The organism is Streptomyces sannanensis, assembly GCF_039536205.1.
Taxonomy (GTDB): Bacteria; Actinomycetota; Actinomycetes; order Streptomycetales; family Streptomycetaceae; genus Streptomyces; species Streptomyces sannanensis.
On sequence record NZ_BAAAYL010000001.1, the window covers coordinates 4,801,187 to 4,826,140 of the forward strand.

General features: G+C 68.1%; 19 protein-coding genes and 2 pseudogenes. 16 read left to right on the forward strand and 5 right to left on the reverse strand.

From position 1 onward, the window contains the following. The first annotated feature begins 13 nt into the window (after positions 1-13). Both ABD858_RS22615 and ABD858_RS22620 read left to right on the forward strand, forming a co-directional pair. A complete protein-coding gene (locus tag ABD858_RS22615; protein WP_345040528.1) occupies positions 14-868 on the forward strand; it encodes a helix-turn-helix domain-containing protein in 855 nt (284 codons plus the stop codon). Further along, positions 849-1,067, forward strand: coding sequence for a DUF397 domain-containing protein (locus tag ABD858_RS22620; RefSeq protein WP_345040530.1), 219 nt, complete (start codon positions 849-851; stop codon positions 1,065-1,067). The genes ABD858_RS22615 and ABD858_RS22620 overlap by 20 nt, the downstream gene beginning before the upstream one ends. A 231-nt stretch (positions 1,068-1,298) precedes the next feature. Here the strand turns inward: ABD858_RS22620 and ABD858_RS22625 are convergent, their stop codons facing one another. Continuing rightward, positions 1,299-1,646 (reverse strand): hypothetical protein, encoded by a 348-nt coding sequence (locus ABD858_RS22625; RefSeq protein WP_345040533.1) that lies wholly within the window; start codon positions 1,644-1,646, stop codon positions 1,299-1,301. Between the two features lie 19 nt (positions 1,647-1,665). After that, positions 1,666-2,064, reverse strand: a complete 399-nt coding sequence (locus ABD858_RS22630) for a hypothetical protein (RefSeq protein ID WP_345040535.1) — start codon at positions 2,062-2,064, stop codon at positions 1,666-1,668. A gap of 330 nt (positions 2,065-2,394) precedes the next feature. Here ABD858_RS22630 and ABD858_RS22635 point away from each other — a divergent pair, with 330 nt between their 5' ends. From ABD858_RS22635 to ABD858_RS22670, 8 genes are all read left to right on the forward strand, one after another. Next, on the forward strand, positions 2,395-3,129 hold the full coding sequence (locus tag ABD858_RS22635) for a hypothetical protein (protein ID WP_345040538.1): 735 nt from the start codon (positions 2,395-2,397) through the stop codon (positions 3,127-3,129). Next, on the forward strand, positions 3,126-3,806 hold the full coding sequence (locus tag ABD858_RS22640) for a DUF4166 domain-containing protein (protein WP_345040540.1): 681 nt from the start codon (positions 3,126-3,128) through the stop codon (positions 3,804-3,806). The genes ABD858_RS22635 and ABD858_RS22640 overlap by 4 nt, the downstream gene beginning before the upstream one ends. Continuing rightward, a complete protein-coding gene (locus ABD858_RS22645; RefSeq protein WP_345040542.1) occupies positions 3,803-4,435 on the forward strand; it encodes a TetR/AcrR family transcriptional regulator in 633 nt (210 codons plus the stop codon). The genes ABD858_RS22640 and ABD858_RS22645 overlap by 4 nt, the downstream gene beginning before the upstream one ends. Positions 4,436-4,524: 89 nt before the next feature. Then, a complete protein-coding gene (locus tag ABD858_RS22650; RefSeq protein ID WP_345040544.1) occupies positions 4,525-4,920 on the forward strand; it encodes a hypothetical protein in 396 nt (131 codons plus the stop codon). A gap of 21 nt (positions 4,921-4,941) precedes the next feature. After that, positions 4,942-5,451 (forward strand): MarR family winged helix-turn-helix transcriptional regulator, encoded by a 510-nt coding sequence (locus tag ABD858_RS22655; RefSeq protein ID WP_345040546.1) that lies wholly within the window; start codon positions 4,942-4,944, stop codon positions 5,449-5,451. A 44-nt stretch (positions 5,452-5,495) separates the two neighbouring features. Beyond that, entirely contained in the window at positions 5,496-5,828 is a 333-nt protein-coding gene (locus ABD858_RS22660) for a DUF3817 domain-containing protein (RefSeq protein WP_345040548.1), read from the forward strand. Positions 5,829-6,087: 259 nt separating this feature from the next. After that, positions 6,088-7,824 carry a coenzyme B12-dependent isobutyryl-CoA mutase large subunit gene (gene icmA, locus ABD858_RS22665; RefSeq protein ID WP_345040550.1) on the forward strand — a complete coding sequence of 579 codons (1,737 nt, stop codon included), beginning with the start codon at positions 6,088-6,090 and terminating at the stop codon, positions 7,822-7,824. 210 nt (positions 7,825-8,034) lie between these two features. After that, positions 8,035-8,796: an AfsR/SARP family transcriptional regulator gene (locus ABD858_RS22670; protein ID WP_345040552.1), complete on the forward strand. Its 762-nt coding sequence runs from the start codon at positions 8,035-8,037 to the stop codon at positions 8,794-8,796. An 84-nt stretch (positions 8,797-8,880) separates the two neighbouring features. Here the strand turns inward: ABD858_RS22670 and ABD858_RS22675 are convergent, their stop codons facing one another. After that, positions 8,881-10,311, reverse strand: a complete 1,431-nt coding sequence (locus ABD858_RS22675; RefSeq protein ID WP_345040554.1) for an MFS transporter — start codon at positions 10,309-10,311, stop codon at positions 8,881-8,883. A 277-nt stretch (positions 10,312-10,588) separates the two neighbouring features. Between ABD858_RS22675 and ABD858_RS22680 the strand changes: the two genes are divergently transcribed. From ABD858_RS22680 to ABD858_RS22700, 5 genes are all read left to right on the forward strand, one after another. Further along, positions 10,589-11,020 (forward strand): hypothetical protein, encoded by a 432-nt coding sequence (locus ABD858_RS22680; RefSeq protein WP_345040556.1) that lies wholly within the window; start codon positions 10,589-10,591, stop codon positions 11,018-11,020. Between the two features lie 14 nt (positions 11,021-11,034). Beyond that, on the forward strand, positions 11,035-11,520 hold the full coding sequence (locus ABD858_RS22685; protein WP_345040558.1) for a hypothetical protein: 486 nt from the start codon (positions 11,035-11,037) through the stop codon (positions 11,518-11,520). 17 nt (positions 11,521-11,537) lie between these two features. Further along, complete coding sequence (locus ABD858_RS22690; RefSeq protein ID WP_345040560.1) at positions 11,538-14,084, forward strand: FG-GAP-like repeat-containing protein; 2,547 nt, start codon at positions 11,538-11,540, stop codon at positions 14,082-14,084. A gap of 156 nt (positions 14,085-14,240) precedes the next feature. Next, positions 14,241-16,727, forward strand: a complete 2,487-nt coding sequence (locus tag ABD858_RS22695; RefSeq protein ID WP_345040563.1) for an FG-GAP-like repeat-containing protein — start codon at positions 14,241-14,243, stop codon at positions 16,725-16,727. Positions 16,728-16,776: 49 nt separating this feature from the next. Next, complete coding sequence (locus tag ABD858_RS22700; RefSeq protein WP_345040565.1) at positions 16,777-19,278, forward strand: FG-GAP-like repeat-containing protein; 2,502 nt, start codon at positions 16,777-16,779, stop codon at positions 19,276-19,278. A gap of 1,451 nt (positions 19,279-20,729) precedes the next feature. Here the strand turns inward: ABD858_RS22700 and ABD858_RS22705 are convergent. Then, positions 20,730-23,822, reverse strand: a pseudogene (locus tag ABD858_RS22705) (RHS repeat-associated core domain-containing protein); the annotation flags it as partial. Between the two features lie 55 nt (positions 23,823-23,877). Here ABD858_RS22705 and ABD858_RS22710 point away from each other — a divergent pair. Beyond that, positions 23,878-23,985, forward strand: a pseudogene (locus ABD858_RS22710) (DUF397 domain-containing protein); the annotation flags it as partial. A 30-nt stretch (positions 23,986-24,015) separates the two neighbouring features. On the opposite strand, the gene ABD858_RS22715 reads toward ABD858_RS22710, so the two are convergent. Then, on the reverse strand, positions 24,016-24,645 hold the full coding sequence (locus ABD858_RS22715) for a TetR/AcrR family transcriptional regulator (protein ID WP_345040567.1): 630 nt from the start codon (positions 24,643-24,645) through the stop codon (positions 24,016-24,018). Between the last annotated feature and the right edge of the window lie 309 nt (positions 24,646-24,954).

A 24,954-nucleotide genomic window follows, 5' to 3' on the forward strand; every position in this document is an offset into this window, starting at 1 on the left:
AAGGCGGCGAACGATGGCACAGGGCAAGGACATCGACGGATCGGCGGGCGTCCCCACCTTCTACGGCAAGGAGCTGCGCTGGCAGCGGGAGGGGGCCGGGCTGACCCTCCAGCAGCTGGTCGAGGGCAGCTTCTACGGCCCCAGTCACCTCAGTGAGATCGAACGCGGCCAGCGGCGCATGCCGCCGGACCTGGCCGACCACGTCGACCGGGTGCTGAAGACGGACGGCTTCTTCAAGCGCCGCTGCGAGGACGTCCGGAAGGCGAAGAGACGAGGTCACGCCCGCTACTTCGAGCGCGTTCTGGAGGCGGAGAAACACGCGAAGACTATCGAGGAGTGGTGCCCCACCCTCATTCCCGGCCTGCTGCAGACCGAGCCCTACGCACGGGCGGTGGTGCGGGCAGCGATGCCGCTGGCGTCCGACGACGTGGTGGAAGAGAAGGTAAGCGCTCGGCTGGCGCGGGCCCACCTCTTCGAGGACAACCACAACACCCCGATGTACTGGGCGATCCTGCCCGAGTCGCTGCTGCGTCAGCCGATTCTCCCGCCGGAGGAGATGGCTCAACAGTTGGACCGCATCGCAGCGTTGGCCAGGCGCCACCGGATCGTTCCACAGATCCTTCCGTGGAACTGCGGGCCACATCCCCTCATGATGGGCATGGCCAAGATCATGGCCTTCCCGGATGCCCCGCCCCTGGTCTACCTGGAGTCGCAACACACCGGTGACACCATCGACGATCCAGCCCTCGTCGAGGAGTACCGCAGGTCGTACGATCTGCTCAGGGCCGCCGCACTATCGCCTGAGGCGTCCCTGGCCATGATCGAGGAAGCGGCTGAGGATTACCGAAATGGCAAGCAACGACATTGACTTGAGCGTAACTGTCTGGTGCAAGAGCAGCTACAGCAACGGCACCGGCGGGGACTGTGTTGAGGTCGCCGCCGGTCTCCCTGGCATCGTCCCAGTCCGCGACTCCAAGACCCCGCACGGCCCGGTCCTCATGGTCGCCGCTTGCGCTTGGGACTCCTTCATCACCACCCTCAAGGAACCCGTCCAGCAGAGTTCGTAACCCCACTCCACGTGGCGCTCGACGAAGCACGCCCGCGCCCTGGCCACGTGGCCAGCGCGCGGGCGTACTTCATCGAGCATCCACGCGAGGGGCTGAGCGGGACTCCTTATCCCGGCGTCCGCGCGCAAGACCTGCCCGGAGTCGCACTCCAGCAGAGCGGACAACTTCAGCCTGACTGATACTCCGAAAAGTGCCGACCTCCCCCTTCCGTCAATCACGTGACGGATTGATCTACCCCCGAGGCGCTTTAGGTTTTGAGGCATAGATGTATACGGTCACCTCTTTCCCGTCGGTAACTGCCAGTATGTCGAATTCAGTACCGCTCTCGTTGCTCCCATAGAGCGTGCCTCCCTCGTGGGGCAAGGATTCAGATATCTTCCAGCCCGCTTTATCGACCCGGTGCGAACTTATAGGATTCCTGCCCTGCGCAAGATGCCCGCCGGGAGAAATGTTCTCAACGAGGTCTTCAACTCCCCTTGCATCTGTCGAGAACTTCAAGGCTACCTCGTCACCGAGATACTTCCCGAAATCTCGATATGAGACATCTGTCGCCCCCGATTCCGATCGAATTTTCGACATTCGCGCCGAACCACCCAAGTCAGAGGGGCAGCAAGTTCGGCCACCACGGAGGGATGTTGTCCGGCGGGCAGGTGCTGACCGGGTAGCCGGCGGGGGCGTGCCAAACAGCCATTAGCGGCCACAGCAGTACCACCACTGGGGCGATCGTGAGTAGCAGAGGGGCCAGCAGCCCGCGACGGCCCGTTATTCTGCGCATCGCGGCCCACAGCAGCGTCGATACTGTGGCCATGGACGTTGATGCCAGGGCGAGATCTCCGAGGTTGGCACCAGCATTGACTCCGATCTCGCAGTCCACCCAAGCACTGCTCAGAAGTACGGACGCCGCATAGCCGGACACCAGAAAGACAAGCCAGCCAATCACCCAGGCGGCGGCACTGTAGGAATCCTTCCCTCCCCCCGGAGGGCTCTGCTGCTGCATGGTCATCAATCCTCTCTCTTCGGGAAAAATATGAACAACGGGGGCGACTCGATGGAGAATTGAGCCGCCCCCGTGATCACTCGATCCTGCAGGGTGGTCGCACCCTGTGCGTAATCACTCCGGGTGACCGACGGCCTGACGTCCAAGGTGGAGGCGGCCGAACGGCACCTCGTCGGCTGGACCGACCTGCCTCGTCGAAGCCCCCTGACCGTGCGTGCGGCAGGGGGCTATTCCGTATCCCAGGGTTGAGCGACTGCTCAAAACGATGTAGCTTCGCGCTCGCGACGCTTTGAGCGGTCGCTCAAAACACTGGCTGACCTGGGGGCGGGCATGCGGCTGTACATCGAGACCCGGATACGGGCCGACTTGGACCTGCTCTGGGAACGCACCCAGCAGCCCGCGCAGCATCAGCGCTGGGACCTCCGATTCACCGAGATCGACTACCTGCCGCGCGCGGAGGGCGAGCCGCAGCACTTCCGGTACACGACCCGGCTGCTGCCCTTCCTGGCCGTCTCCGGAACGGGCGTCGCCGCCGGGGAGCGGCACCGCCCGGACGGCGCCCGCACCTCGGCCCTCCGCTTCTCCTCGCCGCATCCCCTCTCACTGATCGAGGAGGGCAGCGGCTACTGGAAGTACGTTCCGGACGGCGAGGGCGTCCGATTCCTGACCGGCTACGACTACCGGCCGCGCTGGGGGTGGTTCGGCGCGATTGCCGACCGGTTGGTGTTCCGGCCGCTCATGGGGTGGGCGACCGCCTGGTCCTTCGACCGGCTCCGGCTGTGGTGCGAACGCGGCATCACCCCGGCCCGCTCGCTGGCCCACGCCCTGGCGGAGACCGCCGTCCGACTGGCGGCCGTCACGGCGGTGCTGTGGGACGGCGGACGGCTGATGATCCCTCTACTGGCCCGTCTCTTCCCGTTCCTGGGCTACGGCGCGCCCCTGATCGGGCTCGTACTGCTCCCCCTCGCCCTGTTCCTGCCCCCGCTGCCGGGCACCCCCGCTGCCCGCCGCTGCCTGCGCGCCCCGGCCCTGCCCCGCCTCACCCCCCTGGAGCCGCTGTCATGACCTCCATCTTCCGCGCCGTCATGGGTGACGGCTTCGAACGGCTCCATCCCCAGCTGCAACGCCGCTTCTCGGTCGGCCTCGCAAGCGGCGAGGCCTGCACCGGACGCGGAGTGATGGACCGCATCTGGCACGGCCCGGCCTTCGTCAAGCCCTTCCTGGCACTCGGCGGCACCCGGAGCATCCTGGTGCCGCGCGCGGGCCGCCGGATCCCCTTCACCATCGAGAACGTCCCGTACACCGACTCGTTCGGCCGCGAGACCGTCACCTTCGTCCGGACCTTCGCCTTTCCGGGAGGCCCGCGCCGCTTCGACGCCACGATGATCCACAGCCCTGAGCGCGGTTGCATCCTCGACTACCTGGGCACCCATCAGCACCTCGCCAGCGACCTCCATTTCGCCGCCGAACCCGATGGCTCCCTCGTCGTCCGCTCCGGCGAACACCGCTTCCGTGAGGGGCCGCTGGACATCAGGGTGCCGGAGGCCGTCGGTGGCGACGCCGAGGTGCGTGAGTCCTACGACGACACCACCGGCCGCTTCCGGATCCGGGTGCGGGTCACCAACCGGCGCTTCGGGCCGCTCTTCGGCTACGAGGGGTCGTTTGCCGCCGAGTACACCGACGTACGCTCCCTCGGGGTGCGCGCCGGGCTGCGCCCGGTACGCGAGGAGATCCGCACATGAGCCAGGACACCAAGGTCAAGCTGCTGGAAGGGGCCCTGCGCACGCTCACCGAGCAGGGCATCGCCAAGACCTCGGCACGCTCCATCGCGGCGACCGCCGGAGTCAACCAGGCGCTGGTGTTCTACCACTTCGGCTCGGTCGACGAACTCCTTGCCGCAGCCTGCCGCCACGGCGCCGAGCAGCGTGTCGCCCGCTACCGCGACCGCCTCGCCGGGATCGGCTCGCTCGGCGAACTGCTCGCGTTCGGGCGCGAGATGCACGCCGAGGAGCAGGCCGGCGGCCATGTCGCGGAGCTCGGGCAGCTGCTGGCCGGTGCGCAGACCCAGCCACGGCTCGCGCCCGCAACGGCCGCCGGACTCGAGCTGTGGATAGCGGAGATCGAGAAGGTGCTCGCCCGGGTGCTGACCGGGACGCCGATCGCGGAGTTCACCGACTCCGCCGGCCTGGCCCGCGCGGTCGCCGCCTCCTTCGTCGGTCTCGAGCTGTACGAGGGCGTCGACCCGTCCGGTGCGCGGTCCGCGCTGGACGCGCTGGAACAGCTGGCCGTGCTGGTCGGTGCCCTCGAGGAACTCGGCCCGGTTGCCCAGCGGGCGGTACGCCACCGGCTGCGGCGTACGACGCGGCCCTGAGCGGTGGCGGTGCGGGTTGAGGCCTCGCCGCCCCGTACGCCGACGGCATCGGCGTCTCGCATGCCGGGCTGGGCCTGCTGATGTGCGCGATGCCGGTGGGCACGATCACGGGCGAGCTCCTGGCCGGGTCCCGGCTCGGCCCGGCGGCAGGGGAGCGGCTGGTGGTGCCGCCGGCGGCAGTGCGCGTGCTGCCGTTCCTGCGTCCCGGCCTGCCCGTGGCCGTGGCCGTCCTTGTACTGTGCGGCCTGGGCCAGTGGTACGTCGACGCGGTGCCCGAGGAGCTGCGCGGCCGGGCGATGACCCTGATGACCGCGGGCATGATGAACGTCCAGGGGGTCGGCACGGCCGTCGCGGGGCGCCGGCCGAGCTGCTGCCCGCGCATCATGCGGTCGCGGTCTGCGGCGTCCTGGGAACCCTCTGCGTCCTGGTCCTCCTCGCCGAGCTGCTGCGGACCGAAGTACGAGACAGGGCTGACCGGCATATGACCAGTGGGTAAGGTCGGAAGCGTGCCGAAGCCGCTCAGTCTCCCCTTCGACCCCATCGCTCGCGCCGACGAACTCTGGAAGCAGCGCTGGGGTCCCGTCCCCTCGATGGCCGCGATCACCTCGATCATGCGTGCCCACCAGATCCTGCTCGCCGAGGTCGACGCGGTGGTGAAGCCCTACGGACTGACCTTCGCGCGCTACGAGGCGCTCGTGCTGCTCAACTTCTCCAAGGCGGGCGAGCTCCCGATGTCCAAGATCGGGGAGCGGCTGATGGTGCACCCCACCTCGGTGACGAACACGGTCGACCGCCTGGTGAGATCCGGCCTGGTCGCCAAGCGGCCCAACCCCAACGACGGGCGCGGCACGCTCGCCTCGATCACGGAGAAGGGCCGCGAGGTCGTCGAGGCGGCCACGCGCGATCTGATGGGGATGGACTTCGGCCTCGGCGTGTACGACGCGGAGGAGTGCGCGGAGATCTTCGCCATGTTGCGTCCCCTGCGGGTGGCCGCGGGAGATTTCGAGGAGCGGTGAGCCCGGCGGAAGATCCCCCATAGCGGGCGGTTACGCTCGACGGCATGAAACGAAGCGTGGTGACCCGCTACCGGGTCATGGCCTATGTCACCGCCGTGATGCTGCTCGTGCTCTGTGCCTGCATGGTTGCCAAGTACGGCTTCGACAAGGGCGAGGATCTGACGCTCGTCGTGTCGCAGATCCACGGTGTGCTCTACATCGTCTATCTGATCTTCGCCTTCGACCTCGGCTCCAAGGCGAAGTGGAAGTTCGGCAAGCTGGCCTGGGTGCTGGTGTCCGGCACGATCCCCACCGCCGCGTTCTTCGTCGAGCGCAAGGTCGTGGCCGAGGTCGAGCCGCTGATCATCGGCACCTCGCCGCAGCCCGTCAAGGTCTGACCTCCGGAGTCACTCCACCGCGCCCCGGCATCCCGCCGAAGGGGGTGCCGCCTGTGCCGAAAGGGAGAGCGCGCGCAGGTCCCGACGAAGGAGTGACTGAGCACGGTCGACCGTCGGCACAGGCCCAGGGCGCCCCGGAGGCGAACCGAGCCCCGAAAAGCTTGTGCCGGGGCGTTTCCGCGCCGATAATTACTAGGACGTCCTAGTACATTTCGAGCGGCCCTCCCCCCGGGCCCGGCGCCGAGAGGCGGAAGACGACATGGACGCTGAGGCCATCCAGGAAGGCCGCCGTCGCTGGCAGGCCCGCTACGACAAGGCCCGCGAGCGGGACGCGGCCGCGGGGCCGCGGGCGCGGTCCCCGAGGGACTGGACGCGTACAACCCTTTCGGGTGCGCCCGTGGAGCCCGTGTACGGGCCGCGGCCCGGCGACATGTACGAGGGCTTCGAGCGGATCGGCTGGCCTGGCGAGTACCCCTACACGCGCGGTCTGTACCCGAGCGGTTACCGGGGCCGCACCTGGACCATCCGTCAGTTCGCCGGCTTCGGCAACGCCGGGCAGACGAACGAGCGCTACAAGATGATCCTGCGCCACGGCGGTGGCGGCCTGTCCGTCGCCTTCGACATGCCCACCCTCATGGGGCGGGACTCCGACGACCCTCGGTCGCTCGGTGAGGTCGGCCACTGCGGTGTGGCTGTCGACTCGGCCGCCGACATGGACGTCCTCTTCAGGGACATCCCGCTCGGCGAGGTCACCACGTCGATGACGATCAGCGGCCCGGCCGTTCCGGTCTTCTGCATGTACCTGGTCGCCGCCGAGCGGCAGGGTGTCGATCCGGGCGTGCTCAACGGCACCCTGCAGACGGACATCTTCAAGGAGTACATCGCGCAGAAGGAGTGGCTGTTCGAGCCCGAGCCCCATCTGCGCCTGATCGGCGACCTGATGGAGTACTGCACGGCCCGTATCCCCGCGTACAAGCCGCTGTCGGTCTCCGGGTACCACATCCGCGAGGCGGGGGCGACGGCGGCGCAGGAGCTCGCCTACACGCTCGCGGACGGCTTCGGATATGTCGAGCTGGGGCTCTCGCGCGGGCTGGACGTCGACGTCTTCGCCCCCGGCCTGTCCTTCTTCTTCGACGCGCACGTCGACTTCTTCGAGGAGATCGCCAAGTTCCGCGCGGCCCGCCGGATCTGGGCGCGGTGGATGCGCGAGGTGTACGGCGCCAGGACCGACAAGGCGCAGTGGCTGCGCTTCCACACCCAGACGGCGGGTGTGTCGCTGACCGCCCAGCAGCCGTACAACAACGTGGTCCGTACGGCCGTCGAGGCCCTGGCGGCCGTGCTCGGCGGCACCAACTCCCTGCACACCAACGCCCTGGACGAGACCCTCGCACTGCCGAGCGAGCAGGCCGCGGAGATCGCCCTGCGCACCCAGCAGGTGCTGATGGAGGAGACCGGCGTCGCCGGTGTGGCCGACCCGCTGGGCGGCAGCTGGTACGTCGAGCAGCTGACGGACCGTATCGAGGCCGACGCCGAGAAGATCTTCGAGCAGATCAAGGAACGGGGCTTGCGCGCCCATCCGGACGGGCGGCACCCGATCGGCCCCGTCACCTCCGGCATCCTGCGCGGTATCGAGGACGGCTGGTTCACCGGCGAGATCGCCGAGTCCGCCTTCCGCTACCAGCAGTCCCTGGAGAAGGGCGACAAGCGCGTCGTCGGTGTCAACTGCCATGAGGGCTCGGTCACCGGTGACCTGGAGATCCTGCGCGTGAGTCATGAGGTCGAGTGGGAGCAGGTCCGGGTCCTCGGCGAGCGCAGGGCCCGCCGTGACGACGCGGGCGTGCGCGCTGCCCTGGACGCGATGCTGGCCGCCGCGCGCGACGGCTCGAACATGATCGGGCCGATGCTCGACGCGGTACGCGCCGAGGCCACCCTGGGCGAGATCTGCGACGCCTTGCGGGGCGAGTGGGGGACGTACACGGAACCGGCCGGCTTCTGACGGGAATGGTCCGGCGGCCTGCCTGCCGCCGCACGGGAGGCAGGCCGTTTGCCATGCCCTCTACCGTTTCCTCGTCCCGTTTCCGGGTCATGAACATGATCGACCGCCGTGCGGAGACCGGAAAACCGCCGGATCGGTCCATTACTGCTTGCATGCCGGCGGTCGGAGCGTCACGGACGCCGTCGGCCGGCTCCCAGGAAGGTGGCAATGGTGGTGCGGTTCAACCTGCTCGGCCCTCTCGAGGTCCGGGTACACGGCCGACCGGCGCATATCAGAGGAGGACGCCAGCGCACCCTCCTGGTCCTTCTTCTGCTCGGTGAAGGGACCTCCGTCTCCAAGGAACAGCTCATCGACGAGATCTGGGGCGACGACCCGCCGGGCCAGGCCGGCAACGCTCTGCAGGCCGTGGTCACACGGCTCAGACGATCGCTCGACACCTGGTGCGGGGCGGGCTTCGCCCGCGAGCGCCTCGTCTCCGAACCGTCGGGATACAGCCTCCGGCTGGACGGCCCTGTGATCGACTTCCGGGAGTTCGAGTCGCTGTACGACGAGGCGCGCCGGCTGATGGCCGGCGACCCGGCCCGGTCCGGTGCCGTACTCGAGGAGGCGTTGGGACTGTGGCGCGGCCCCGCGCTGCACGGCGTCGGCGGTGGGGTGCTGTGCAGAAGCGCCGCCATACGCCTCGACGAGAAGCGCCTGCTCGCCCTGGAGGACAAGGTCGAACTGGAGCACCGCGGCGGCCGGTACGCCGACACGGTCGCGGAACTGCACCGGCTCACCATGCTGTACCCGCTGCACGAACGGTTCTCCGAACAGTTGATGGTGGCCCTGTACCGCTCGGGCCGCCCGGCCGAGGCGCTCGACGCCTACCACCGGCTGCGCACGGTACTGCACGGCGAGCTCGGCCTGGAGCCGACGCCCGCCGTGCAGTCCCGCATGCGGGCAATCCGCCGGCACGACATGGCGGCGTGATTCCGCACGAGCGGGGGCGCGGATGACCGCACCGGCCCTCGCCCGCCGCGGCGTGACCGTACGCATACGGAGTGGGCGGTGCGGTCAGGCGCCGCCCACCCGGGTGGGCTGCTCGGTCCGGGGCGCGGCGGCGCCCGCCGGGCCGTCCTGCCGTGGCCGTTGCCGCAGCAGCGCCAGGGCGAGCACGCCCGCCGTCAGCACCAGTCCCGCGGCCAGCAGCAGTGCCGACGCGGAACCCGGCAGAAGGCTCCGGGCGGACACCATGGCCCCGGACGCCGCCACCCCGAGCACACTGCCCAGCTGACGGAAGGTGTTGGACACCCCGGAGGCGGTGCCCGCCCAGGCCACCGGTAAGGAGCCGAGCAGTGCCACTGTGGAGGGTGCCGCGGCCAGCGAGATGCCCGTGCCGAGCAGGACCAGCAGCCACCAGTAGGCGCCGTACCCGTCCGCGGAGTCCAGACCGGCGAGGCCCAGGAGTCCCGCCCCGGAGCAGAGGGTGCCGGCGACGATCGGAACGCGCGGACCGGTCCGCACCACCATGACCGACGCCGCGTAGGAGGCCACAGTGATCCCGCCGTTGAGCACCAGGAACCGTACGGCGATCTCGGCCGCGGCCAGCCGCTCCAGCTCGTACATGCGCAGCGCCAGCAGCGACATGGCGGCGTACAGGCCGAAGAGGCTCAGCAGATTGACCGTGCAGGCGACCACGACCACCGGGTTGCGGAAGAGCCCGAGCGGCAGCATCGGCTCCGCCGTGTGGGCCTCCCACCACAGGAAGGCCGGCAGGGCCACGACGGCCAGCGCGAACGAGACGGTCACCGGCGGCGAGGTCCAGCCCCGGTCGTTCCCCTCGGCGAGACCGAACACCGCGGCGGCGACGGCGACGACGAACAGCAGCTGGCCCGTCACATCGAGCCGCCGGTGCCGGCGCGGCTGTCCGTCGGGCAGCGCGAAGCCCAGCGCCACCAGGGCGGCCGCCGTCACCGGTACGTCCAGCCAGAAGATGGAACGCCAGCCCCAGCCGTCCACCAGCAGTCCGCCGACCACCGGCCCCATGCCGAGGGCGAGCCCGCAGAAGCCCGCGCCGATACCGATGGCCCGGGCGCGGGCGGCCGGGTCCGGGAAGAGCGCTGCCACCAGGGCGAGCGAGACCGGGATCAGTACGGAACCGAACGCCCCCTGGACCGCTCGCGCGACGAGCAGCACCTCGATGGAACCGGCCGAGGCGCACAGCGCCGAAGCGGCGCCGAACCCGGCGAGACCAGCGAGGAAGACCCGCTTGCGGCCCAGGACGTCACCCAGGGTGCCGGCGCTGAGCAACAGGCAGGCGGACGCCAGGACATAGACATTGGCGACCCAGCGCAGCTCGGCCTCCGTCGCGGGCAGGTCGGCCCGGACCGAGGGCAGGGCGACATCGGCGACCGTGGTCCCCGTGTACACCACGAAGACGGCCAGGCCGAGAAAGACCAGGGAGATACCGTTACGGGCCCGGTCGGAGAGTTTTCCGGATAACATCCGCACGCCTTACAGGGCATTCGAGGCGCGCGATGTGCCGAAATCCGTTCGGTCGCGCCCGACCCTGGAATCCCACGAGTTCCGGAATGGTTCCGCGGTCATATTCCTCGTCCTCTCCATGGAACGTCTGCGGCGCAGCAGTCAAGCGGACGTTCGAACTCCCGTCCACAGGCCGGGGCCCGTGGGGCGGCCGGTGTCACTGGTGCGACAGTGAAGCGTCAGGGTCATGTCAGAGCTCTCGGGCACGCTGGCGAGGTCTGCCTCACAGGGAGCTCGGATGAAAACAAGAAAGACCTGGCTGCGAGTCTGGTTGCCCGCATTCGCCATGGCCAGCGCGCTGGGAGTGGCCGGAAGCGCCCCCACCGCCTCCGCCGATCCCGGCTGCGAGATCCGCGAGAACTCGCCGCACACCGACTGGGGATCATATACCTGGCCCATCGATCTCTACTGCAACAACACCACCGGTGATGTGACGTCACAGTCCTTCGCCGGATCGCCCGCCACCGGGCGGATGACCAAGACCACCAGCTGGTTCGTCTGCTGGAAGATCGGTTCTCCGCACGCCGGAAAGAACAGCGTCTGGTACTACACCAAGGGCGACGAGGTCGTGAACAACCCCGGCCAGCAGGGCTGGGGCTATATGCCGGCGAGTGCGCTCGGCACCACCAAGGCGCCCTTCCCGGGGCTGCGAAAGTGCTCGTGGGGATAGGGGTGTCCGTACACATGCGCGCAACTGAAAACACTGTCAGGCAGGACCGCCGCCCCCGCCTCGGCCGCCTTGCCCGGACCGCCCGTGGACTGGCCGTCATGGCCCTGGCCGTCCCCGTGCTGACCAGCGGTCTCGGCACCGGCACCGCCCACGCCGCCACCTGTGTCCTGGAGGAGAACGTCCTCCAGCAGGACAAGCTCGGCAACGTCTTCCGGACCGACGTCAAGTGCGACAACCTCACCGGCGATGTCTACGGCCGGGCCTCCTTCGACAGCCCGGTCACCGGAAAGAAGACCTCGACGCTGAGCACCTTCGTCTGCTGGACGCGCGGTCAGCCGCACTCCGGCGGAAACACCGTCTGGTACTACGGCAAGGGCGACACGGCAGTGGCTCCGTTCACGGCGTACGACGGCTGGGGTGCCATGGAGTCCAACAAGCTTCTCGTACCGGCCGGAACCCCGCATCCGTTCCCCGGTCTTCCCCGCTGCCCCTGGTACTGACGGATCCGGTGAATCTCATGTCGAAGAAAGTCATGGGGCCGCGCGGCCGCAAGTCCGTGCTCGCCCTCAGTCTGATCGTGGCCGTTTCCACCCTGGGCACAGGACTGGGAATGGCCGTGGCGGCCCCCGACTCGTCGGGCGGAGCGGGCAAGGGTGTCGACGTGTCGGCCCTGGCGAAGGCGAAGTCCTCCGGGAAGCCGGTGGAGATCGTGGAGCGCAGGACCGAGACCTCGGAGGTGTACGTCAATCCGTCCGGCACCACGACGGTGACGACCCATCTGGTGCCGGTGCGCGTGCGCCAGGGTGACACATGGGTACCGGTCGACACCGACCTGGCATTCGTCAACGGCCGTGTGGTGCCGAAGGCGGCCGTGGCGGGTCTGGAGCTCTCCGACGGTGGCGACGGCCCGCTGGTGAAGCTGAACGACCGCCGGCATGTGCTGGAGCTGAGCTGGCCGGGGAAGCTGCCCAAGCCGAAGCTGGACGGTCCGGTGGCCACCTACCCCGAGGTGATGCCGGGCGTCGATCTGCGGATGACGGCCGAGCCGGAGGGCTTCTCGCAGTTGCTGGTGGTCAAGGACGCCAAGGCCGCGAAGAACCCGAAGCTGAAGAAGCTGTCGTTCGGCGTCAAGGGCAACGGTCTGAAGATGACCGGTGACGAGAAGCAGGGCATCAAGGCGGTCGACGCCAAGGGCCGTACGGTCTTCTCCGCCCCGGCGCCCCGCATGTGGGACAGCGGCAAGGGCGGGAAGCAGAAGCAGGCGGTCATGGACACCGCGGCCGCGGGCGGAAGCCTCTCGGTCGTCCCGGACCGGAAGCTTCTCACCGGCGCCGACACCGCCTACCCGGTGTATGTCGACCCCACGTTCAGCGCCGGTGTGTCCAACTGGGCCGAGGTGCGCCGGACCACACCGACGACGTCCTACTGGAACGACCGGTCCAAGCTCAACCTCAGCGTCGGTGGAACGACCAACTACCTCGGCGTGACGGACGCATATCGCGGGTTCTTCCAGGTCGACGTGCCGAATCTGAACGCAAGCCGCAGTGTGCTGAACGCAACCCTCAACTACACGACGACGAACTCCAGTTGTGTGCCCCTGCAGATCTGGAGCACCGGTCGCATCTCCTCAGCGACCACCTGGAACAACCAGCCCACCTGGAACACGATGCTCGCGTCGCCCGCCTGCGCGAACGGTGCGGGCACGCTGTCCGTCAAGAGCACGGTGCAGGCGGCCGCGGCCGGCGGCTCGAGCCTGGTGGACTTCGGTCTGCGCAGCACCGACGCGGTGGAACAGGCCGCGACGAACAGCCTGCGGTTCGACCTGAGCAAGGTCAGCCTCAGCGTGGAGTACAACTCCCTCGGCCAGTGCTTCCTGTACACGGGAGTGAACTACAAGGACCCCGAGGGCACCACCTTCACCAAGGAGGTGAACTGCCAGAACACGGCCTCCGCGGTCCGGGCCGAGCCGTACACCAACGGTGCGGTGACGGGAAGCCTGCTGGCGGGCTCGCACAGCTTCGTGTGCTGGCGCAGCGGTGACGTGAACGCCGCCGGCAACCGCATCTGGTACTACGTCAAGGGCGACACCTCCTCCAACTGGACCAAGTGGCAGGGCTGGGGATACGTCCCGGCCGACAAGCTCAACCTGGTCGGCGCCGAGCCCTACCCCGGGCTTCCGGCCTGCAACGTCTACAACGTCACCGCCGGTATCGCCTCACCGCAGGACTTCGACTCCGACGGAGTGTCCGATGTCCTGGCCGTCCAGACGGACGGGAACGTCGCCCTCTATCCGGGCCTCGGGAACGGCACCCTCGGCAGCAAGAAGATGCTGTGGACCGACGGCCGGGGCACCGGTTACACCAACCTGTTCACCGGTGACTTCAACAAGGACGGCATCGGCGACGTCGCCGGCTTCACCGGCGGTGTCGTGTGGTGGTGGCCCGGCAACGGCAGCAGCGGCGTCAGTGACACCCGGCTGCCGCTGATCGACAACCGGTACAAGACGCAGTACTACTTCGACCCCGGGCTGCACGCCCCGTGCCGGGTGGCCTCCGCCTCGGACTTCAACAGCGACGGCAACACCGACATCATGGCCATCTGTGGTCAGGGCTCGGAGCAGGGCAACTACGACGCCGATGCCTTCTGGTGGTGGCCCGGCGACGGCGACGGCGGCATCAACGCCACCAGCGGCGCCAGCCTCGGCAACGAGTACCTCTACGCCTACCGCACGGAGACCGAGTTCTCCCCGATGGACGTCACCGGCGACGGCCGCATGGACATCGCCCGGATGCCCTACGCGACGACCCTGGAGCTGAACCCGGGCCCCCTCGCGCCCAACGCCTCCTACGGCACGGGCGCCAGGATCCCCTGGGCGCCGAACGGCTTCGGCACGGTCACCAAGGTGTTCGCCGGCGACTTCAACGGCGACCGCAAGGGCGACATGGCGGGCGTCGACTCGGCCGGCTCGCTGTGGTGGTGGCCCGGCAGCGGCGACGGCACCTTCGGCACCCCGTCGAAGATGTCGACCACCACGGACTGGGGGACCTTCAAGGACCTCCTGTGACCGGCGAGTGATCACGGGGCCGGGCGTCGCCCGAAGTGCGACGCCCGGCCCCTCCTCATCTGCGGAGCCCCGCACGACCTCGGACATGGACGGGTGGTATCTGTGTTGGTGAAAGAGCTGTGGCTCCGGCGGCGAAGCCGGCTCGTGGCCTCTTGCGTGGCGCTTTCGACGGCGCTGACGACGCTCGGCGTCGCCGCGGCGGCGGCCGAGAAGGCCGAGAAAAGCGGTGGTGACGGCGTCGCCGTCTCGGCGCTGGCGAAGGCGAAGTCCTCCGGGAAGCCGGTGGAGATCACGGAGCACAGGACGCCGTACGCGGAGGTGCACGCGAATCCGTCCGGCACGCTGACGGTGACGACGCACCTGACGCCGGTGCGGGTACGTCAGGGCCGGACGTGGGTGCCGGTCGACACGGACCTGGTGACCGACAAAGGCCGGGTGCGGCCCAAGGCCGCCGTGACGGGCCTGGAACTGTCCAGCGGCGGCGACGGCCCGCTGGTGCGGCTCAACGACAAGCAGCACGTACTGGAGATGAGCTGGCCGGAGAAGCTGCCCAAGCCGCGTCTGGACGGGCCGGTGGCGACCTACCCCGAGGTACTGCCCGGAGTGGACCTCCAGGTCACCGCCGAGGCGGAGGGCTTCCAGCAGCTGCTGGTGGTCAAGGATGCCAAGGCCGCGAGGAACCCGAAGCTGAAGAAGATCGCCTACGGCCTCACCGGCACCGGTCTGAAGATCGGTGCCGACCGGAACAAGGGCCTGACGGCCGTCGACGCCAGGGGAAAGACGGTCTTCTCCGGACCGGCCCCGCGGATGTGGGACAGCTCGAAGGGGAACAAGAAGACGTCGGTCATGCCGGCCGCGGTCTCGGGAAAGACCCTGGAGATCACGCCCGATCAGAAGCTGCTCACCGGCCCTGACACCGTTTACCCGGTCCATGTGGACCCGTCGTTCAGCACGGGCGTGTACGGAGCGTGGCAAGTGTCCGAGGCGTACCCGGATACGGTCTGGCGGCAGGAGGGTATGTTCGCCGAACTCACTACCGCGGCGTACTGGAGCACCGGCAGCACGGTCAGTAGGACGCGCTCGCTCCTCCAGGTGGATGTGCCCTATCTGGGGGGCCAGGTTCTCAACGCCAAGCTGGTACTCCAGGATCACGCGACGTACTCGGGCGACTGTTCCCTCCACCCCGTGGAGCTCTGGCACACCGGTCGTGCCGGTTCCACGACGACCTGGAACAACCAGCCCGAATGGAAGACGAAGAACTCCTCGTACGCGTGCCCTAAGGGGACGGTCACCTTGGACGCCACCGGTGCGGCACAGGCGGCCTCGCTGGGTGACACCACCGTGGTGGACCTGGGGCTGCGCGCCTCGGACACCGTCGAGAACCGACAGCAGAGCAGCCTCAGACGCTTCCTGCTGGAGTCCGCCACGTTCACTGCGGAGGTCACGTACAACGGCGAGTGCCTCCTTGTGAACGGGGTCGATCACAAGGACACCGACGGCACGTCCTTCACCAAGGAGATGAACTGCGAGAGCCAGGCATCCGATGTCCGCGTCGAGCCCTATACGAGCAGTGCCGTGACGGGCCAGCTGCTGGCCGGCCCGCACAGCTTCCTGTGCTGGCGCAGCGGTGACATGAACGCCGCCGGCAATCGCATCTGGTACTACGTCAAGGGCGATACGTCGAGTGGCTGGACCGACTGGCAGGGCTGGGGCTATGTACCGGCCGACAAGATCACCGGCGCCGGCGCCGAGCCCTTCCCCGGGCTTCCGGCCTGCCAGGTCCACAACGTCACCCCCGGTCTGATGTCGCCGTGGGACTTCAACTCCGACGGCCGTTCCGATGTGGTGGCTCTCCAGGCAGACGGAAACCTCGCCCTGTTTGCGGGCAACGGCAACGGCACCCTCGCGAACAAGACCATGCTGTGGACGGACGGCCGGGGTCGGAACTACCTGGACGTGTTCACCGCCGACTTCAACACGGACGGCATCGCCGATATCGCCGCGGTCGACAGCGCGTACAAGTTGTGGTGGTGGCCGGGCGACGGCAACGGCGGTGTGGCCGATGCGGCTGTTCCGGCGACCGACCCCTTGACCAACAGTCAGACCTATTTCCGTCCGTACCGTAACGTGCCGTGCCGTGACTTCTTCTCTCTCGACTACAACGGAGACGGAAAGACCGATGTCGGCGCCGTCTGCAGAGTCGACGAACAGGGACTGGACGAGTACCAGTACTGGTGGTTCACCGGTGACGGCAAGGGCGGGGTCAACGGCCTCGGATCCGACGACAGCGGACCCGGGGGCGCCACGCCCAACGGCAGTCACACCTCGGCCGACTTCTTCAGCGACGGCCGCCCCGATGTGGCGGAGATGGATGGATTTGGGAGGCTCTGGCTGAACAAGAACATCGGTGGCGGTGAGCTGAGTCCGCTCGCGCCCTCGAACCCCTGGCCGGCTGCCGACTTCGGCTCGACGGTGAGCCAGATGTTCTCCGGAGACTTCGACGGTGACCGCAAGGGCGACGTCGCGGCCGTGGATTCCGCCGGCCGGCTCTGGATGTGGCCCGGTGACGGCAACGGCGGTTTCGGTACCCCGTCGAAGATGTCGACCGCCACGGACTGGGGGAGCTTCAAGGACCTCATGTGACGCACCTGAACCGCTGGAGGCCAGTCCACACGGGAAGTGGAGGTAGTGGGTGTTTGCGAGACGTGTTCCGCACCTGCGAAGAGTTCTGGCGTCCTGCGCGGCGTTCTCCGTGGTGCTCGGCACCATCGGCGTGGTCGCGTCGGCCGCAGAGCGTGACGGGGAACCGCCCAGGGGCGTCGAGGTGTCGGCGCTGGCGAAGGCTAAGTCCTCCGGGAAGCCGGTGGAGATCGTCGAGCACCGGACCGAGACGTCCGGGGTGTACGCGAATCCGTCCGGCACGCTGACGGTGACGACGCACCTGACGCCGGTGCGGGTGCGTCAGGGCCGGGCGTGGGTGCCGGTCGACACGGACCTGGTGACCGACAAGGGCCGGGTGCGGCCCAAGGCCGCCGTGACGGGCCTGGAACTGTCCAACGGCGGCGAGGGCCCCCTCGTACGGCTGAACGACAAGCAGCACGTGCTGGAGCTGGGCTGGCCGGGGAAGCTGCCGAAGCCGAAGCTGGACGGTCCGGTGGCCACGTACCCCGAGGTGCTGCCGGGCGTCGATCTGCGGGTCACGGCACAGGCGGAGGGCTTCGCGCAGCTACTGGTCGTCAAGGACGCGGGGGCGGCGAAGAACCCGAAGCTGAAGAAGATCGCCTACGGACTGGTCGCGCCCGGCCTGAAGGTGTCCGGTGATCACAAACAGGGCCTGAAGGCCGTCGACGCCAAGGGCCGCACCGTGTTCACCGGCCCCGCCCCGCGGATGTGGGACAGCTCGAAGGGCCGGAAGAAGGAAGCGGTCATGTCGGCCGAGGCCACCGTCGGCAGCCTGGCGGTCGTCCCCGACCAGAAGCTGCTCGCGGCCCCGGACACCACCTACCCCGTCTACCTGGATCCCTCGTTCACCAAGGCGCCGTCCGCCTGGAACGTGGTCAGGGCGGGGTATCCGGACAGATCCGGCTGGATGTACTCGGACTTCCTGCAGGCGGGGATGGACAACGTCCGCGGCGCCTATGTCCCGATGCGCACTTTCTTCCAGGTGGACGTTCCATACCTTGCGGGCCGCCAGGTGCTGAGTGCCTCCCTCAGTCTCGTGAACGGCTCCGGGTCCGGAGGGCAGTGCACTGCCCCCACGGTGGAGATCTGGCACACCGCCCGTGCCACTCCTGCGCACACATGGAACAACCAGCCCGCATGGCTCTCCAGACTCGCTTGTTCGACAGGGACTTCGGGCATCGACGTCCTGGGGGCGGCACAGGCGGCCGCGCAGAGCGGTACGAACCTGGTGGATCTCGGACTGAGGGCCACGGCGGCGGGCGAGACCCCGCCGGCAACGAGCTACATGCTCTTCAACGTGGGCTTCGTCCGGCTGACGGCGGAGATCGCCTACAACGGCGAGTGCTTGCTGCGAGACCAGGTGTCCTACCAGGACCCCGACAGCAACTCCTTCAGAACGGAGCTGAGCTGCGAGAGCCAGGCCTCGGACGTCAGGATCGAACCGTACGGCACCTCGCAGGTGACCGGGCAACTGCTGGCCGGTCCGCACGGCTTCGTGTGCTGGCGCAGCGGTGACATGAACGGTGCGGGCAATCGCATCTGGTACTACGTCAAGGGTGATACGTCCTCTGGCTGGACGAGCTGGCAGGGCTGGGGCTACGTTCCGGCCGACAAGATCATCGGCGCCGGACCTGAGCCGTTCCCGGGACTGCCGGCCTGCAATGTCCACAGCCTCACCCCGGGCCTGTTCGCGCCGCAGGACTTCAACTCCGACGGCCTGTCCGATGTGGTGGCCCTCCAGTCCGATGGCAACCTGGCCCTGCATCCGGGCAACGGCAACGGCACTCTGGCGAACAAGCGCCTCATCTGGTCCGACGGCCGGGGCAGCGGCTACAAGGAGGTCTTCACCGCGGACCTCGACACCGACGGCAGGGGAGACATCGCGGCCGTCGACAGCGGCAATCGTGTCTGGTGGTGGCCGGGGGACGGCAACGGCGGAGTCGCCGGCGCCGCTCTGCCCCTGACCGACGAGGTCAGCCACCTCCAGGGAACCTTCGCGGAGGGATGGGGGCCGCCGCGGTGCAAGAACTTCTTCTCGGCCGATTTCGACGGCGACGGAAAGGGCGACATCGCCGCCGTGTGCGGTGTCATGGAGATCGACCCTGACACGGACGTCCTGTGGTGGTGGCGCGGCAATGGAAACGGTGAGTACGCGCCCGCCGGATACATGTCGGACCACCAGTTCTACCAACCGGCCCTTGCCACGGACTTCAACGTCGACGGCCGCATGGACCTGGCGGCCGCGCTGTCCGGCGGAAGTCTTCATCTGCTGGGCGGCAACGGCCTCGGACGCTGGGACTACGGCACGCTGCAGACCTGGCCGGCGGCCGGCTTCGGCACGGTGAGCAACGTTTTCTCGGGCGACTTCAATGGCGACCGCAGGGGTGATCTGGCCGCAGTGGATTCCGCCGGCTCCCTCTGGTGGTGGCCCGGCGACGGAAACGGAAAGTACGGCGCCCCGTCGAAGATGTCGACCGCCACGGACTGGGGATCCGCAAAGGACCTCATGTGAACAGCAATCGCGCAAGGCAGTGAGTCAGGGAAAGGTGGTAACAGCCGTGTTGGGCAAGGAAATCGGCCTATACGCAGAAGCAGGATCGTGGCATCCTGCGTGGCCTTCTCGGTGGCGCTGACGACGCTCGGCATCGCAGCATCGGCCGCCGCCAGCAGCTTCGCTTGCCGGTGTACTTCCTGCAAACTGCTTCCCGCCCCGAATTGGTCAGGGAGTCGTTCCAGTCATTCCTGAATCGGCGGTTTTTGTTCCAGTTCCTGAAGTCATTGGCTACGGTCTGCACGCCCCACCCGGCAAGCTCACAGGTGGCAAACCTGCCACCGGAGGCGCCGCAGCGCTTGAGGGTCTTTCTGGGAGTCCGTACCGCCGTCCACATCCTCTTTATGGTCCTGGCTCGACCAAATGGAACGACAAGTCCGACCGCTCCGATCGCAAACTTTCCGGACCAGTAGATGGAGCGCCGGTTCGGATTCCGGCCGACCCTGGTCATCTTGTTGGTGAACCGGTTCCATTGTTTCTTGAACCAGTTCCTTCCGTCGAGGTCGTACTGGTTGACGGGGTCGCCGGGGTAGCCGTAGCGGTTGGTGAGCGACGACACCGACCGCCGCGAGCGATGCGGATGCCGGCGCGCGGGACAGGCCAGCCGGCCAGGGGGGCGTCACTCTTCTTCGAGGAGATCTGGGGAGCGCGCTCCCCGGCGCCGATCGGCTCTGGCGCAGAAGCCGGGAAAGCTTCGTGATGTTCCCGAGGTTCCCGCACCGCCGTATGTCGTCGCATCTGTCCATCGCCTGTGGCCGTCGTACCGAGAGGGTTCACTATCATGACGACGGCCCCGCATGTCGCCCCTTCGGCCTTTTGGCCAGTCCGCGAAGGTACGCGCCGGTCGGCCAGACGACTGGCGACCATAGACAGTAGGCAGCGACCAATACGGCCACAATGAGGAACCCAGGTGCCAAGAGAAATTGACCAACAGCCTTGACTCTGCCGATCACGCCTCCTGCACCCTGCAGGAGGCCGGAGGCAAAGATACAAAAAGCGCTTAGGACCAGGAGGTGAAGTCCAGCCGTAAAGCGGGACCAGGGCCCGGTCGGCCTGATGCTCGCACTTGGCGAGATGAACACAGGTGCCACCACAGGAGCTAAGGCGGCATAGAGGAATACGGCGATCGAAACAATGATGGTCGATGTACGTGAAACGTATCCCAGAAGATGATCAATGAACCCCCCCGGCTGTGTCGCCGCAGCACCGGCTGCCCCTACGAGTAGCAGCCACATATAAGCCAGGCAGAGAGCCACCCGATTTCGCGTATTCCTGTCCGCATCGCTCATGGTTTCCTCGTCTTCTCCTGCCGCTGTTCAAGAGCAGATCTCGGGTGACCGGGTGGCGCAGCGATAAGGCGCGCCACCCGGTCCCCTATCATCGCTCAAAGACGCGGTTGCGGGTGCAGTGTCCTAACAGTGACCTCGGCGAGCGTAGCGGCCAAGATGCCACCCCGCCCCCATGGTCATGGCTCCGCCGACCACGTCTCCGTTCACGCTCTTGCCTCGCACGACGTAGCCAGCCGTAGAGACAGCGCCCCAGAGCCCTGCTCCATAGGAGAGGCAGCCTCTGATAGATCGGCCGTTGACTCGTGGTGCCCTGTGCTTACCCGCGCGCGCGTAGCGGCTGATGGAGCGGACCCTCGGTGCCGCGTGTCTGGCGGCCCGCACAGCTCGTACGGCGCGGTAGGCGCGGTATCCCCGTATGCCCCATGCGACTGCGCCGACGCCAGGGATGAAGCCGGCGGCGGTCAGTGCGATGTCCCACTTATATTTCCAGGCAACCCGACCAACCTTCTTGACACCGCGCTTTATTTTGCTCCACCAGCTCTTGCCGTCGAGGTCGAACTGGTTGACCGGGTCGCCGGGGTAGGCGTAGGCGTTGTCGCCGCCACCGTAGACGGGGTCGATGGAGAGGAAGCGTCCGGTGTTCGGGTTGTAGAGGCGGACGCCCATGAGGGTGAGGCCGGTGAGGGTCTCGGTGGAGCGCTGCTTGGCCCCGAGCCAGTTGTAGCGGGTGGCCGCCTGGCCGGCGCGTGGGTTGCCGTACTCGTCGCCGTCCAGGGCCACGGGCGCCTTGCTGGTGTCCAGCGGGAGCTGGAGCGCGACGTCACCATGGATGGTGGTGAGGTGCAGGACGGCGTCGCCGGTCTTGCTGGTGGTGGCCGCCAGGTCGCCGGTCGCCGAGCTCACATTGCGGGTCATGGTGCCCGTGGCGGTGTCCTCGACGATCCACCGCGGGTTGTCACCGTCGCCCGCGTAGTGGTTGAGCTTGGAACCAGTCTGGGTCCAGGTGCTGCCGCTGCCCGTTTCGACCTTCCAGGAACGGAAGCGCAGGTCGGCGTCGAGCTGCCAGGTCTGACGCTTGCCACCGGAAATCTGCTGGTAGGCCAGGTCGTTGGCGTAGTAGCCGATGGTGCTCCCGGGCAGGGCGGTGGTGCGGCCGAAGGCGTCGTAGGTGTAGCCGGTGTCGATGAGCCGGTCGGCGCTGTCGTAGGTGTGGCTGGTGGTGATGCCTCCCGTGGTGGTGCAGTCCAGGCCAGGGGCCGCTGTCGTGGTGGTGCGGGTCTTGCGGTTGGTACGCCCGTCGAAGGTGTAGCTGCGCCGCTCGCAAACGGTGTCCGCGGTGTCCTCGACGGTGACCAGGCGGCCGATCGCGTCGTAACGGTAGGTCTGGTCGGACCAGCCGTCGTGCGAGGCGACCTGCCCGTGGATGGACTCTGTCACGGTGTCGGAGTAGACGACCGTACCGTCGCTGTCGCGGGTATAGGTCCGCTGCAGCGTGCTGCCGGTGGTCTCCTTGGTGACCGTGAGGGTGTAACCGCCGGGCAGCTTCTCGGTCCTGACCTGACCCTCGGCGTCATAGGTGGCCTGGAAGGCGCCGGCGACGGAGTCGGTGGTCTTGGTGGCCAGACCGCGCGGCTCGACGGTGTGATCGTAGGTGTAGGTGACGGTTGACGGCACGTTGTCACCGACCTTGACCGGCCTGTTCAGCAGGTCGTACTCGGTTGTGGTGACACCGCCGTCGGCGTCGGTATAGGAGATGGGGCGGCCGAGTTTGTCGTACGCCTTGGTGATCGTTCCGCCGGTCGGTGAAGTGGTCTTGACGGCCTGGCCGGTGGCCGGGTCGTACTCGGTGGTGGACTCCGGCACCGCCTGGCCGACGCCGCCCGTGACGGCGACCTTGGTCTGCCGTCCTGCGTTGTCGTACGTGGTCGTGGTGGTGCGGGTGACGCCGTTGGCCGTCTCGATGGCCTTGGCCGGGTTGCCCCACCAGTTGTACTCGGTGGTCGTGGTCGGCAGCTGAGTCGGGTTGGTGCCGCCGCCGGTGATGGCACCGGCCGGGCCGGTGGAGCACACCAGGTCGGCCCATTCCGGGCGGCCCTGGCAGGTGCCCGTTCCGCTCGCGGACCAGTACGTGGTCAACCGGGTCGAGGTGTCCGTGCCGGTCGCGCCGGGCAGGAGCTGCTTGGTGACGCGCCCCTGGGCGTCGTACTCGGTGGTCTCGGTGATCGCGAGGCCACCGGGGTCCTTGATGGTCTTCGTCGGCAGGCCGAGCGCCCAGTCGTAAACCGTCTGCCGAGCCCGGGCCTCACCGAGCACGGTGGGGTGCTCCCGGACCTGGGCGCCGGTCGTGGTCTTGGTGATCTGGTCCTTGACCTTCGCCGTTCCGTCGGTGGGCCGACCGGCGTCGTACTCGTTGACCGTCCAGGTGCGGGCGGTGACAGACGTACCCGCGGGAACCAGGGTGGTGGTTCCGGACTTCAGGTCAGCCGCGAGGTCGACGCGCCGCAGCGGGCCGAACTCCTCCAGCTCACGGGTGCCGTTCTCGTCGTAGACGGACCTCGTGGTGAGCAGGTCGGCACGCTCGGCGCTGGTGAGCTGGCCGATGCCCAGATCGGCCTGAAGCGCCCTGTCGGCCGCGGTGGCGCCCAGGGCGACGGCCCGGTTGACGGCGCTGAGTTCGCGGACCTTGTTACCGAACCGGTCGTACTCCGTGGTGGTGATGTGCCCGCCAGGAGTTGCCGCGTTGACGGTCCGTCCCGACACGCCCATGTAGGTGACCTCGGCACGGGCGTAGGAGCTGGCCGTCAGGCCACTGCCTTCGTTGGACGCGGGGACGACATCGGCCGGGAAGACAGCGGTGGCGTCCGTCGGCGCGTCGAGCTGGCCCCACGTCTTCACGTCAGCCGCACCCATCTTGTACGGCGCTGCCGTACCGGTGAGCGGAACGTCGTAGACGACGGAAGTCGTCGCGGTGCCCTCCTGGACGTCGCTGGTGCCCTGCTTCAGGCCGGAGCGGGACGCATTGAGAAGCATGCCTTCACCGGTGGTGGCGGCGTTGCCGGCCTTGCCGTAGGTGAAGGACCAGGGAAGTTCACCGGCCGGGGTCAGACCGATGACCCGGCCCGCCGCGTCATAGCTGTACTCGGTCTTGAGCGACGGGCTGATCTGCGGATTCCACGCCTGTCGCAGTCGGCCGGCCGCATCGTAGACGTACGCTTGGTTCAAGAGCAGCTACAGCGGCGGCGCAGGCGGCGAATGCGTCGAGGTTGACGCGTCCCCCGATCTCGTCCATGTCCGTGACTCCAAGCGGCCCCTCGACGGTGACGTGCTGACGTTCACCGCGGCCCAGTGGGAAGGATTCGTACGGCTGATCGCCTTGTGACGCGGGCGGCCGACGCGGCCCCGGACGCGCTCAGGCCTCCGTTGCCGCGGACAGTCCGCCCAGCAGCAGGCCCGTCAGTCCGCGTATCCACTCCTTGTCGACCGGTTCCGCGCTGACCAGGGCGCGGTGGACCACCGCGCCCGCGATCACGTCGAAGATCAGGTCGTCGACATGCGCCGCGGAGGCCTCGTCCGGTGCGGGGGGCAGCTCGCCGCGGGCCTGGGCGCGTCTGCGGCCCAGCAGGACCAGCCGTTTCTGGCGGTCGACGATCGAGTCCCGGATGCGTTCCCGCAGGGCCTCGTCCCGGGTGGACTCGGCCACTACGGCCATCAGGGCCGTACGGGCCTCCGGGCGCTCCAGCAGTGCCGCGAACTCCAGCACCACACCCTCGATGTCGGCCGCGAGGCTGCCCCGGTCCGGTACCTCCAGTTCGTCGAAGAGGACGGCGACGGCGTCCACGACGAGTTCGTTCTTGCCCGGCCAGCGGCGATACAGGGTCGTCTTGGCGACCCCCGCACGGCTGGCCACATCCCCCAGCGTCAGTTTGGACCAGCCCAGCTCGACCAGGGCCGCCCTGGTGGCGTCCAGGATCGCGGCGTCGGCCGCGGCGCTGCGCGGGCGGCCGGTCCGGGCGCTCTGGGAAGGGTTGCGGCTCGGCATGCCGGAGACCATACCCGCCGGTAGCTATCGCACGGGGGAGTGTTTGCCGAACGGCCCGTGAGGGAGATCACCGGTGAACGCCTGTTCCGGTGCGTCCCCGTCCAGTTACGCTACGGCTCGTAGCGAAAGCCGAAAGTCTTGATCGGCTCGAGCGACGACCACTGGCGCCCGGGTGGGGACCCAAGCGCCGCACAGCAGGAAACGGACCGAGTCCGTCAGGGGCCCGCACACCGGCGTGGCCGCGGGCGGGCCCGGTTCGCGTACGACGGGATCGTCACGGCATGCGCGCGGAAGGGGGAGGATGTACTC

What these genes read in the sequence shown, in the direction of transcription:
- ABD858_RS22615 (WP_345040528.1), top strand. Translation starts at nt 14, where the DNA reads ATGGCACAGGGCAAGGACATCGACGGATCGGCGGGCGTCCCCACCTTC.
- ABD858_RS22620 (WP_345040530.1), top strand. Translation starts at nt 849, where the DNA reads ATGGCAAGCAACGACATTGACTTGAGCGTAACTGTCTGGTGCAAGAGC.
- ABD858_RS22625 (WP_345040533.1), bottom strand. Translation starts at nt 1,646, where the DNA reads ATGTCGAAAATTCGATCGGAATCGGGGGCGACAGATGTCTCATATCGA.
- ABD858_RS22630 (WP_345040535.1), bottom strand. Translation starts at nt 2,064, where the DNA reads ATGCAGCAGCAGAGCCCTCCGGGGGGAGGGAAGGATTCCTACAGTGCC.
- ABD858_RS22635 (WP_345040538.1), top strand. Translation starts at nt 2,395, where the DNA reads ATGCGGCTGTACATCGAGACCCGGATACGGGCCGACTTGGACCTGCTC.
- ABD858_RS22640 (WP_345040540.1), top strand. Translation starts at nt 3,126, where the DNA reads ATGACCTCCATCTTCCGCGCCGTCATGGGTGACGGCTTCGAACGGCTC.
- ABD858_RS22645 (WP_345040542.1), top strand. Translation starts at nt 3,803, where the DNA reads ATGAGCCAGGACACCAAGGTCAAGCTGCTGGAAGGGGCCCTGCGCACG.
- ABD858_RS22650 (WP_345040544.1), top strand. Translation starts at nt 4,525, where the DNA reads ATGCCGGTGGGCACGATCACGGGCGAGCTCCTGGCCGGGTCCCGGCTC.
- ABD858_RS22660 (WP_345040548.1), top strand. Translation starts at nt 5,496, where the DNA reads ATGAAACGAAGCGTGGTGACCCGCTACCGGGTCATGGCCTATGTCACC.
- icmA (WP_345040550.1), top strand. Translation starts at nt 6,088, where the DNA reads ATGGACGCTGAGGCCATCCAGGAAGGCCGCCGTCGCTGGCAGGCCCGC.
- ABD858_RS22675 (WP_345040554.1), bottom strand. Translation starts at nt 10,311, where the DNA reads ATGTTATCCGGAAAACTCTCCGACCGGGCCCGTAACGGTATCTCCCTG.
- ABD858_RS22680 (WP_345040556.1), top strand. Translation starts at nt 10,589, where the DNA reads ATGAAAACAAGAAAGACCTGGCTGCGAGTCTGGTTGCCCGCATTCGCC.
- ABD858_RS22685 (WP_345040558.1), top strand. Translation starts at nt 11,035, where the DNA reads ATGCGCGCAACTGAAAACACTGTCAGGCAGGACCGCCGCCCCCGCCTC.
- ABD858_RS22690 (WP_345040560.1), top strand. Translation starts at nt 11,538, where the DNA reads ATGTCGAAGAAAGTCATGGGGCCGCGCGGCCGCAAGTCCGTGCTCGCC.
- ABD858_RS22715 (WP_345040567.1), bottom strand. Translation starts at nt 24,645, where the DNA reads ATGCCGAGCCGCAACCCTTCCCAGAGCGCCCGGACCGGCCGCCCGCGC.